The organism is Staphylococcus caprae (assembly GCF_002902725.1).
GTDB classification, from domain to species: domain Bacteria; phylum Bacillota; class Bacilli; order Staphylococcales; family Staphylococcaceae; genus Staphylococcus; species Staphylococcus caprae.
In genome coordinates this window covers 38,516-48,615 of sequence record NZ_PPRT01000010.1, presented here as the reverse complement: position 1 = coordinate 48,615, position 10,100 = coordinate 38,516, and the positions used below count along the sequence as shown (strand labels likewise).

At 33.7% G+C, this 10,100-nt stretch carries 12 protein-coding genes; 8 read left to right on the top strand and 4 right to left on the bottom strand.

Annotated elements, in window-relative coordinates:
* Window positions 1-2 precede the first annotated feature (2 nt).
* The 4 genes from CD155_RS02490 to sroA all read right to left on the bottom strand — a co-directional run bounded on the left by CD155_RS02490 (window position 3) and on the right by sroA (window position 3,076).
* Window positions 3-968, bottom strand: a complete 966-nt coding sequence (locus CD155_RS02490) for an efflux RND transporter periplasmic adaptor subunit (RefSeq protein ID WP_103212420.1) — start codon at window positions 966-968, stop codon at window positions 3-5.
* Between the two features lie 517 nt (window positions 969-1,485).
* Complete coding sequence (locus CD155_RS02485; RefSeq protein WP_103212421.1) at window positions 1,486-2,415, bottom strand: DMT family transporter; 930 nt, start codon at window positions 2,413-2,415, stop codon at window positions 1,486-1,488.
* Between the two features lie 215 nt (window positions 2,416-2,630).
* On the bottom strand, window positions 2,631-2,855 hold the full coding sequence (locus CD155_RS02480) for a DUF2922 domain-containing protein (protein WP_002441269.1): 225 nt from the start codon (window positions 2,853-2,855) through the stop codon (window positions 2,631-2,633).
* Between the two features lie 14 nt (window positions 2,856-2,869).
* On the bottom strand, window positions 2,870-3,076 hold the full coding sequence (sroA, locus tag CD155_RS02475) for a sigS mRNA-stabilizing protein SroA (protein WP_002441271.1): 207 nt from the start codon (window positions 3,074-3,076) through the stop codon (window positions 2,870-2,872).
* A 141-nt stretch (window positions 3,077-3,217) separates the two neighbouring features.
* Here sroA and CD155_RS02470 point away from each other — a divergent pair, with 141 nt between their 5' ends.
* The 8 genes from CD155_RS02470 to mnhG2 are packed head-to-tail and all read left to right on the top strand — an operon-like array spanning window position 3,218 to window position 9,676.
* Window positions 3,218-3,775 carry a tyrosine-type recombinase/integrase gene (locus CD155_RS02470; protein WP_103212419.1) on the top strand — a complete coding sequence of 186 codons (558 nt, stop codon included), beginning with the start codon at window positions 3,218-3,220 and terminating at the stop codon, window positions 3,773-3,775.
* Window positions 3,776-3,804: 29 nt separating this feature from the next.
* Entirely contained in the window at window positions 3,805-6,207 is a 2,403-nt protein-coding gene (mnhA2, locus tag CD155_RS02465; protein WP_103212418.1) for a Na+/H+ antiporter Mnh2 subunit A, read from the top strand.
* On the top strand, window positions 6,194-6,619 hold the full coding sequence (gene mnhB2 / locus CD155_RS02460) for a Na+/H+ antiporter Mnh2 subunit B (protein WP_002441276.1): 426 nt from the start codon (window positions 6,194-6,196) through the stop codon (window positions 6,617-6,619). Before mnhA2 ends, mnhB2 begins: the two co-directional genes overlap by 14 nt.
* Window positions 6,616-6,960 (top strand): Na+/H+ antiporter Mnh2 subunit C, encoded by a 345-nt coding sequence (mnhC2, locus tag CD155_RS02455; protein ID WP_002441278.1) that lies wholly within the window; start codon window positions 6,616-6,618, stop codon window positions 6,958-6,960. Before mnhB2 ends, mnhC2 begins: the two co-directional genes overlap by 4 nt.
* Window positions 6,950-8,449, top strand: coding sequence for a Na+/H+ antiporter Mnh2 subunit D (gene mnhD2 / locus CD155_RS02450; RefSeq protein ID WP_002441280.1), 1,500 nt, complete (start codon window positions 6,950-6,952; stop codon window positions 8,447-8,449). Before mnhC2 ends, mnhD2 begins: the two co-directional genes overlap by 11 nt.
* Complete coding sequence (gene mnhE2, locus CD155_RS02445; protein ID WP_044466942.1) at window positions 8,450-8,932, top strand: Na+/H+ antiporter Mnh2 subunit E; 483 nt, start codon at window positions 8,450-8,452, stop codon at window positions 8,930-8,932. It abuts the gene before it with no gap.
* Complete coding sequence (mnhF2, locus tag CD155_RS02440; RefSeq protein WP_002441286.1) at window positions 8,929-9,231, top strand: Na+/H+ antiporter Mnh2 subunit F; 303 nt, start codon at window positions 8,929-8,931, stop codon at window positions 9,229-9,231. Before mnhE2 ends, mnhF2 begins: the two co-directional genes overlap by 4 nt.
* Window positions 9,206-9,676: a Na+/H+ antiporter Mnh2 subunit G gene (gene mnhG2, locus CD155_RS02435; RefSeq protein WP_002441288.1), complete on the top strand. Its 471-nt coding sequence runs from the start codon at window positions 9,206-9,208 to the stop codon at window positions 9,674-9,676. Before mnhF2 ends, mnhG2 begins: the two co-directional genes overlap by 26 nt.
* The last annotated feature ends 424 nt before the right edge of the window (window positions 9,677-10,100 follow it).

The following is a 10,100-nucleotide window of genomic DNA, read 5'->3' as shown; positions in this document are numbered from 1 at the left end:
TTTTACAACCTTTGACTGTTGTAAGCTTTTGCCATTTTAGAAGAAGGACTTTTTACTACTTTTTCATTAATCGAAAGCCCACTCGTCACAATAATATACCCACTTTTTGAAGATTTTTTATAATTAATCTCTCTTTTTACGATTTTCTTGTTATGGATCACTAAAACATACTTGTTATCTACAATGCTGGATTGTGGAAGTTCAATATCGTTCGAAATCAAACTTATTTTAAAGTGTGTTCCAATAGGGTATTTGGCCTGAGTGGTCAGCACAACCTGAAAGTAAGATATATGATTTTTAACTTCAGAAGGAATCATTGAGATTGATTTAACTTTGCTAATGAATTGAGTAGCGTCACTAGTAGTTATAGAAACATTTTGATTAATTTTTAATAAATTCACTTCAGATTCTGATATATTAGCATGAATGACACGTTCCTCGCTATCAATTTGCACTACCTTATCATCTGCCTTTGCAGGATGTGGATTTATAATAGAGACATTGCCATTAATAGGAGAAACTTGTGTTGTGTAGATTGAATTTTGTTCTTGAAGAAGCTGAGAATACAGTTGTGGTGCGGATAGATAGGGGTTAGCTTTTAAATGTGAAGGGGCGTTCGTAGGGAGTTTAATTTGGTTAAGAACACCTTTAAAACTGTTTACTTTTATTTCTTTTTCAGAATTATAATATTCTAAAATCGGTCTTTTGGCGGTTATTTTTTCGTTATTTTTAACTAAGATACGGTTAATTTGCCCTAGTGAAGGATTAAAGTGGAAAGTGTAGCTTTGCTTAGGTGTTTGAATTCCTGTGGTGGAGAGAAGTATTTTGGGTTTAACTTTGATTATTTTTATGGAATTTAAGTCGTCAGTATTAGATTTTAACTTTGAATAGGTGTGATATCCAAATCCTAAACTGGTTAAAAGAAAGACTAAAATTAAAATAAATAATGTTATACGCTTTGTATTCATAGATGTTCACCTCTAGATGTGGAGTTAAAGGTATTATACAATATTAATTTAATAATAAGTAGATATTTTTAGTTTAAATGAAAATAGTTTGATTTAGACATTCTGATTTTATCAATATTTGAAAAAACATTAATACTTTACCTTTAAAAAGAAAAAATTGGGATTGAAACATTTAGCACAATATATTATGTCAATACTTCGTATTGCCTAGCTCCCTTGCCGCGGGCATGGCTTGGGAGTGATACAGAATTCTAGAATTTAAGAATTCGTATTATCACCCCCGCAAGGATGATTAGATGTTGAGCCATTTTATGAGCTCAATATCAATCAGCTACTGCGTAGCCTGTCTTTTAAAAATCAACTGACTTACAAGCATGCTATTCCTGCAGGCGTGTCGCCATCAATACTTCATTTATTATTAAGTAAAAAACTTTTTTTCTTCTACAAAATCAACGATAGCTCAGTCTACAATTTGTCCGAACTCCAAAATTGAATTTTTATAGTGTGAAATCTAAGTCTAAAATAATCTTAATAAGACGATGCCAATGGCGATACATATTAAGCCACATACTTTACGTACGGTGATTTTATTTTTAGGAGAACCGAGTAATCCGAAGTGATCGATGATGATACCCATCAACATTTGTCCTAACATTGCGACAATCGTTGTAAGCGCAGCGCCTAAGAAAGGCATTAAAATAATATTTGCTGTAACGAATGCCATTCCTAAAATGCCACCGATAAAGTAAACAGGCTTTATCTGACCTAACTCTGTATGGAAATGTTGAATTTTTAAACTACGATGAAAAATCAATGTAAGAATAAATAGAGCAGTCGTCCCGACGGTAAATGAAATTAATGATGCAAATATAGATGAGTGTGTCTGTTGAGCGAGTGCGCTATTGATTGTTGTTTGAATAGGTGGTGCAGAACCAAACACAAGACCAATAGCTAACCATAATAAAAAGGTTGAATCAGACTTTTGTTGCACCTTCTGTTTAGGGATATAATTCATCAATAAGATACCAAAAAGTAAAAATATAATACCGATACCTTTGAAAAAAGTGAATGAATGTTGCGTAGCCCCAAATAATCCAAAGGTGTCGATGATCACTCCCATGAGAATCTGACCTGTGACAGTCATCACGACGGTAAGTGCAGCCCCTAATCTAGGTAATAACAATAGATTTCCTGTTAGAAAGATGACACCTAATAATCCACCCAAGAACCATGTATAGTTGAACGATTGATTTGAGAAGAATGATGGCGTAAAAATATGAGGATTGATAATGAGATTAAGTATAAATAAACAAATTGTTCCGACTGCAAACGAAATCGTTGATGCATAGAATGTGGAACGTGTAAATTGTCCTAATCTTGAATTAATTGAGGTTTGAATAGGAAGTAACATCCCCACAAATATCCCTAAAAAGTATAAAAATAGCATTGCCATACCAACTTTCCCAAATTTAATCATATTCATGATACCATTCATTTTTAAGATTCTAAATAGCCGATGATTGATTGATGAATAGAACCTCTTCATTGATTAACACGTTTATATATGTAAATTGCATCTTTCAACACAACAAAAAACACCATCAATGATTCTATTTTTATACTCATTAATGATGTTTACTGAATTATAAATAGTGGTTAAGTTTATTTTTTATCTTCGAAAATAACTGTCGTAGTCTTATCAATCACTTGAGCTGAATAAGCTTTTACTGGCTTACCCACATTCGATTTTAGTATATCTAATTCTAGAATTTGGTTCATACTGTCTTTAACGACTTGTTCTGTTAGGACAGCATCGAATTGTGGTAATTGTAATTTTACCGGCTTGTTAAGGTTAGATTTGAAGATAAGTTCTAACGTTTTTGACATAATAATCCTCCTCTTTAAATTAATGCTTCTGTCTTTACAACTTCTACTTTGTCGTACTTTTCACCAGTTAAACGTTCAATAATTGTACTGAAAGTTCTTACTTGGTTATTAGAAGCTGATGGGTTCAAGTTTGCGAAACGACGTTTATGTTCGACTGCTTTTCCTTCAGAATTATGTTTGATTTCTGTGAAGAGTGCTGTCATTTGGTTGACTTCGTTCATCTTTATAACCTCCTTTCACTCTATATATCGTTTGAGAATGAAAAAAGGGACACCTTTTCTACAAAAAAAATAAAGCAAAAATCTTTGATGTTACATAAATATCATTTATCATTGAATGAGAAACTTAATGTTGGAGGACTTATGAATCAGGTAGAGCCAATTAAACATAAAGAAGACATTTATCAAATGTATAAAGTATTACAAGAACGGACGCAAAGGGATTATTTGTTTTTTAAATTTGCAATACATACGGGTGTTAAACTGACAGAATTATTAAATATGAAAGTTAAACATCTTAAAATGACTGAAACAGGGAATATAAAAACTGCTTGGATTGTAGATTATGAGCCCAGTATTAAAATTATGTTACCAACTGAATTGCAACTCGAAATAAAAAGTTACATAGAAGAACATCATTTAAAAGACGAAGATTTGGTCTTTCGGTCAATGAGAACACAACAATGTTTATCAAGACAGCAAGCTTATAGAATTATTCATCAAGCTGCAGCACGACTTGGAATGCGACATATTGGATTGACGACATTAAGGAAGACATTTGCTTATCATGCTTATCAATCAGGCATATCCATCTCAATTATACAGAAATATTTAGGACACCAAACGACACAAGAAACAATGAAATTTATTGGAATCAAAGATAAATCTATTAAGCGTACAGTTATCGCACTCAATTTATAAAATATAGTATTAAATAAAGGAGGCATTAAATGAGTTTGGTATACCTTATGGGCGCGCTCATAGTTATGATGGTTTTAGTGTTGCTTACACTTAGTCATCGCAAGCTTAGAAAAATAGCTGGCTATCTATCATTACTAGCGCCTATACTTTCATCTATTTATTTTATTACTCAAATACCAAATGTTGTTCATCATCATTATCCATCTGTACATATACCCTGGATGTCTTCACTAGATATCAATCTAGATATGAGATTAGACGGACTAAGTTTAATGTTTGGACTCATTATTTCACTTATAGGTGTAGGCGTATTTTTCTACGCAACTCAATATTTATCAACCCAAACAGATAATCTTCCTAGATTCTTCGTCTATCTACTATTATTCATGTTTAGTATGATTGGCATCGTGATTGTCAATAACACGATATTGATGTACGTATTTTGGGAATTAACTAGCGTTTCTTCATTTTTACTTATTTCGTACTGGTATAACAACGGTGATAGTCAATTAGGTGCAATACAGTCTTTTATCATCACAGTATTTGGTGGTTTAGCTTTATTAACCGGTTTTATCATGCTTTATATCATAACTGGTACAAATACAATCTCAGAAATCCTCGAACAACGTCATACAATTGAACATCATTCATTATTTATTCCAATGATGCTCATGTTGTTGTTAGGTGCTTTTACAAAATCGGCGCAATTTCCGTTTCATATATGGTTGCCGAAAGCGATGGCAGCACCAACACCTGTCAGTGCTTATCTTCACTCAGCCACAATGGTAAAAGCAGGAATCTTTCTATTATTTAGATTTACACCTTTATTAGGACTCAGCGATGCTTACATTTATACAGTCACTTTTGTAGGGCTGATTACAATGCTTTTCGGTTCTTTAACAGCATTGCGACAATATGATTTGAAAGGTATTTTAGCCTATTCCACAATTAGTCAACTTGGTATGATCATGTCAATGGTTGGTATAGGTGGGGGCTATGCACAACATACGTCTGATGGTTTATCAAAATTTTATGCGTTAGTGCTCTTTGCCGGCTTGTTCCATTTAATGAATCATGCCATCTTTAAATGTGCATTATTTATGGGCGTTGGAATCATTGACCATGAATCAGGAACAAGGGATATCCGCTCACTGAATGGGATGCGCAAAGTCTTTCCTAAGATGCACATAGTCATGTTGTTTGCCGCTTTATCTATGGCTGGTGTACCACTTTTAAATGGTTTCCTCAGTAAAGAAATGTTCTTTGATTCACTCGTCAAAGCGATTGAACTTGAACAATTTGACATGACACTCACAGTAATGATTGTGGCTCTCGGTGTGATTGCGAGTATTTTTACGTTTACTTATGCACTTTACATGATTAAAGAGACTTTTTGGGGAAAATTCAATTTTGAAAAGTTTTCAAAAAAACAAATTCACGAACCATGGTTATTTAGTCTACCAGCCGTTATTCTAATGGTGCTTATACCTATAGTGTTCGTTATTCCAAACGTCTTTGGACACAATGTTATTTTACCGGCATTGAGATCGGTATCAGGTGTAGGAAGCAAAGTAGATACTGTAGCACCACACATTTCACAATGGCATGGGGTAAACCTTCCATTAATTTTAAGTGTGATTGTAATTATCGTGGGAACACTTTTAGCACTTACAGTCAATTGGAAGTCTATTACGCACAAAGTGATTAAACAGGCTTCAATTACCAATGCTTATCGTAAAGTTTATAGAGAATTTGAATCTTATTCAGGTATTGGTATACGTAGTTTAATGAGTAATAAGCTTAATTATTATATTATCATTACACTCCTTATATTTATTGTGATTGTGGGTTATGGATATATTTCGGTTGGCTTTCCAAAAGTCCATGAACTGCACGTTTCGTCTTTCGGACCTTTAGAGGTAATTCTTTCAGTTGTGACTGTCATCATAGGGATTTCGCTTATATTTATCCGTCAGCGTTTAACTATGGTTATTCTTAACGGGATTATCGGCTTTGCTGTCACATTGTATTTTATCGCGATGAAAGCGCCAGATTTAGCGCTCACGCAACTTGTGGTAGAAACAATTACAACAATTTTATTTATTGTGAGCTTTTCAAGATTACCAAATATTCCAAGAGCTAAAGCAAATATGAAAAAGGAAACACTTAAAATAATCGTTTCACTTATCATGGCATTATCTGTAGTTTCACTCATCTTTATAGCACAACAAGCAGATGGAATGGCGTCCATTTCGAAATACTACAAAAATGCCTATCAATTAACAGGTGGAAAAAATATCGTGAATGCCATTTTAGGCGATTTCAGAGCGCTAGATACATTATTCGAAGGCTTGGTTTTAATCATCGCAGGATTAGGTATTTATACGCTACTTAACTATAAAGATAGGAGGGGACAAGATGAAAGAGAATGATGTTGTACTAAAGACAGTCACTAAGATTGTTGTCTTCATACTGTTAACATTTGGATTCTATGTCTTCTTCGCTGGACATAACAATCCAGGTGGCGGGTTTATTGGCGGACTTATATTTAGTTCAGCTTTTATTCTTATGTTCCTCGCCTTTGATGTTAAGGAGGTATTAACAAGTTTACCAATTGATTTCAAAAAATTAATGATACTTGGGTCATTAGTTTCGCTTGCTACGGCAATTGTTCCTATGTTCTTTGGTAAACCTTTCCTATATCAAACAGAAGCGAACGTGGCATTTCCATTATTAGGTCACGTTCATATTACGACTGTCACGTTATTTGAATTAGGCGTCTTACTTACAGTAGTAGGTGTCATTGTTACAGTGATGCTATCCATAAGTGGTGGTAAGTCATGAATTTAATACTATTACTTGTGATAGGTTTCTTAGTATTTATAGGAACATACATGATCCTATCTATTAATTTAATTCGTATCGTTATTGGTATATCAATCTATACACATGCTGGTAACTTAATCATTATGAGTATGGGGAAATATGGCTCACATGTGTCGGAGCCATTAATTCAAAATCATCATACCCATTTCGTTGATCCGTTATTGCAAGCGATTGTGCTCACTGCAATTGTCATAGGGTTTGGTATGACAGCATTCTTACTCGTGTTAATTTATCGAACATATCGTGTAACGAAAGAGGACGAAATTAGTGCATTGAGAGGTGAAGAAGATGATGAGTAACTTATTAATTTTACCTATGCTTCTTCCTTTCCTATGCGCATTGATTCTTGTATTTACGAAAAATAAAAACCAAACGTCGAAAATACTTTCTATTATGACAATGGTTGTTACAACGTTAATTTCTTTAGCATTATTAATATATGTAGTGAATCATAAGCCGATTACATTAGACTTCGGTGGGTGGAAAGCACCTTTTGGAATTCAATTTTTAGGTGATTCACTGAGCTTATTAATGGTGACCGTATCATCTTTTGTTGTGACACTTATTATGGCTTATGGATTTGGGCGTGGAGAGAAGCGGGTAAATCGTTTCCATTTACCAACATTTATCTTATTGCTCACTGTTGGTGTGATTGGGTCATTTTTAACATCAGATTTATTTAACTTATATGTCATGTTTGAAATTATGTTACTCGCGTCATTTGTACTTGTGACGTTAGGACAATCGGTTGAACAATTACGTGCAGCAATTATTTATGTTGTGCTTAATATCATTGGTTCGTGGTTATTCTTACTTGGTATCGGCATGTTATATAAAGTAGTTGGTACGTTGAATTTCTCTCATATCGCAATGCGTTTAGATCATATGGAAAGTAATCAGACTGTGACTATCATATCTCTCATCTTCTTAGTAGCGTTCAGTTCTAAAGCTGCGCTTGTAATATTTATGTGGCTACCTAAAGCTTATGCTGTACTAAATACAGAACTCGCTGCATTATTTGCTGCATTGATGACGAAGGTGGGGGCGTACGCGTTAATACGATTTTTCACATTAATATTCAATCATCATTCTGGTATTACACATCCGTTACTAGTATTCATGGCGTGTCTCACGATGATTATCGGCGCATTAGGTGTAATTGCGTATAAAGACATTAAGAAGATAGCAGCCTATCAAGTCATATTGTCGATTGGATTTATCATTTTAGGATTAGGCTCTAATACATTCGCAGGTGTCAATGGTGCAATTTTCTATTTATCTAATGACATTATTGTTAAAACGTTATTATTCTTTATTATTGGTAGTTTAGTTTATATCTCGGGTTATCGAAATTATCAATATTTAAGTGGTTTAGCGAAAAGAGAACCCTTCTTTGGTGTGGCGTTTGTGGTTATGATATTCGCCATTGGTGGTGTGCCACCGTTTAGTGGATTCCCTGGTAAGGTGCTTATCTTTCAAGGTGCCATTCAAAACGGTAATTACATTGGTCTTGCGTTAATGATTGTGACAAGCCTCATTGCAATGTACAGTCTATTTAGAGTAATGTTTGTCATGTATTTTGGTGATTCTGATGGTGAAGAGGTCAAATTTAAGAAGATTCCAGCACATCGTAAAGGCATTCTTGGTCTTCTTGTCGCAGTCGTACTAGCTATGGGAATCGCAGCGCCAGTTATTTTAAAAGTGACAGAAAATGCTACAAACCTCAATATGAAGGAACATGTTTTTCAAGAAAATGTAAATCCGCATTTGAAGGAGGTTGAAAAATAGATGAAACAAGTCGTGTTGAATATTGTCATCGCATTTCTATGGGTGTTATTCCAAGACGAAGATGAATTTAAATTTACAACCTTCTTCTCCGGATTTCTAATTGGTTTAATTGTGATTTATATACTACATCGATTCTTTGGTGAAGAATTTTATTTGAAAAAGATATGGGTAGCAATCAAGTTTTTAGCAGTTTATATATATCAATTATTAACATCTAGTATAAGTACGATTAATTACATTCTATTTAAAACGAAAGAGATGAATCCTGGTTTACTTACTTATGAAACCTCGTTAAAAAACGATTGGGCAATTACGTTTTTAACTATTTTAATTATTATTACACCGGGGTCAACAGTTATTCGTATTTCTAAAAATACTAATAAATTCTTTATTCATAGTATTGATGTTTCTGAAAAGGATAAGCAAAAACTTTTAAAAAGTATCAAACAGTATGAAGATTTAATCTTGGAGGTGACACGATGATAGAGGCGATTACACAGTTCTTTATAATAAGTGCATTAATTATATTTGGCATCGCTTTGATCGTCTGTCTCTTCAGATTAATCAAAGGGCCTACAACGGCAGATAGAGTTGTTTCATTTGATGCGACAAGTGCGGTTGTCATGTCGATTGTAGGAGTGATGAGCGTAGTGCTCAATTCGGTTTCATTCTTAGATTCCATCATGTTAATTGCGATTATTTCTTTCGTCAGTTCCGTATCTATTTCTAGATTTATTGGGGGAGGTCGTGTCTTTAATGCAAATAACAAAAGAAATCGTTAGTTTAATTTCGGCCATTCTCATTTTTCTAGGAAGCGTCATTGCGTTGATTAGTGCAATTGGTATCGTTAAATTCCAAGATGTCTTCTTACGTAGCCATGCTTCAACAAAAAGTTCGACGTTATCCGTACTCTTAACTATTATTGGCGTTTTGATATACTTTATTGTCAATACCGGGTTCTTTAGTGTTCGATTACTCTTATCTTTAGTATTTATCAATCTTACTTCCCCAGTAGGTATGCATTTAGTTGCACGCGCTGCATATCGTAATGGTGCCTATATGTACCGAAAGGATGAAGGCCCAAGACAATCGTCTATTTTGTTAAGTCAAAATGAGTTTAATTCACCCGAAGAATTGAAATCTCGTGCCAAGTTACGTGAACAGCAGAGAGAAAAACTTTATTACAAAGAACGAGAAAAAGAGAAAAAATTTGAAAATCATGATTAATTATTACCGTTAACATACTAGAGTTGGTATCTAGGTGTTGACGGTTTTTCTTTTTATTGAGACTAAAGTACGAATTATAAAAGAAAAGAGTGCGATTTATTTAAGCATTGATACGATTAGTGATAAAATTGTAGACAAGAATAATTGTAAATTTAAGTAGTAAAATGTTGATTCAATGAGATTACACATAAACATTTTCTCGTTTGAAGAAGCGAGTTCAAGTGCATAGTCGTTTAAAATGTTCATGTTTGATTTCACTGATAGTGGAATATGCATCATTAAAATTGATAAAATATTCTAAATAATTAATTTATATTTGTTGATCTAACCAATAAGAGTAAGCAATTTCTCTTCATTCTTCTTATTTACTTCCTCGTTTGTAAATCATTTAGTTGATGCACCACTCTAATTTTCAACATCGAGA

Bases quoted from the DNA above. Each gene is read 5' to 3' on its own strand.
- mnhE2 (WP_044466942.1), top strand. From the start codon at position 8,450: ATGAAACAAGTCGTGTTGAATATTGTCATCGCATTTCTATGGGTGTTA.
- mnhD2 (WP_002441280.1), top strand. From the start codon at position 6,950: ATGATGAGTAACTTATTAATTTTACCTATGCTTCTTCCTTTCCTATGC.
- sroA (WP_002441271.1), bottom strand. From the start codon at position 3,076: ATGAACGAAGTCAACCAAATGACAGCACTCTTCACAGAAATCAAACAT.
- CD155_RS02485 (WP_103212421.1), bottom strand. From the start codon at position 2,415: ATGCTATTTTTATACTTTTTAGGGATATTTGTGGGGATGTTACTTCCT.
- CD155_RS02470 (WP_103212419.1), top strand. From the start codon at position 3,218: ATGAATCAGGTAGAGCCAATTAAACATAAAGAAGACATTTATCAAATG.
- mnhF2 (WP_002441286.1), top strand. From the start codon at position 8,929: ATGATAGAGGCGATTACACAGTTCTTTATAATAAGTGCATTAATTATA.
- mnhG2 (WP_002441288.1), top strand. From the start codon at position 9,206: ATGCAAATAACAAAAGAAATCGTTAGTTTAATTTCGGCCATTCTCATT.
- mnhC2 (WP_002441278.1), top strand. From the start codon at position 6,616: ATGAATTTAATACTATTACTTGTGATAGGTTTCTTAGTATTTATAGGA.
- mnhB2 (WP_002441276.1), top strand. From the start codon at position 6,194: ATGAAAGAGAATGATGTTGTACTAAAGACAGTCACTAAGATTGTTGTC.
- mnhA2 (WP_103212418.1), top strand. From the start codon at position 3,805: ATGAGTTTGGTATACCTTATGGGCGCGCTCATAGTTATGATGGTTTTA.
- CD155_RS02480 (WP_002441269.1), bottom strand. From the start codon at position 2,855: ATGTCAAAAACGTTAGAACTTATCTTCAAATCTAACCTTAACAAGCCG.
- CD155_RS02490 (WP_103212420.1), bottom strand. From the start codon at position 968: ATGAATACAAAGCGTATAACATTATTTATTTTAATTTTAGTCTTTCTT.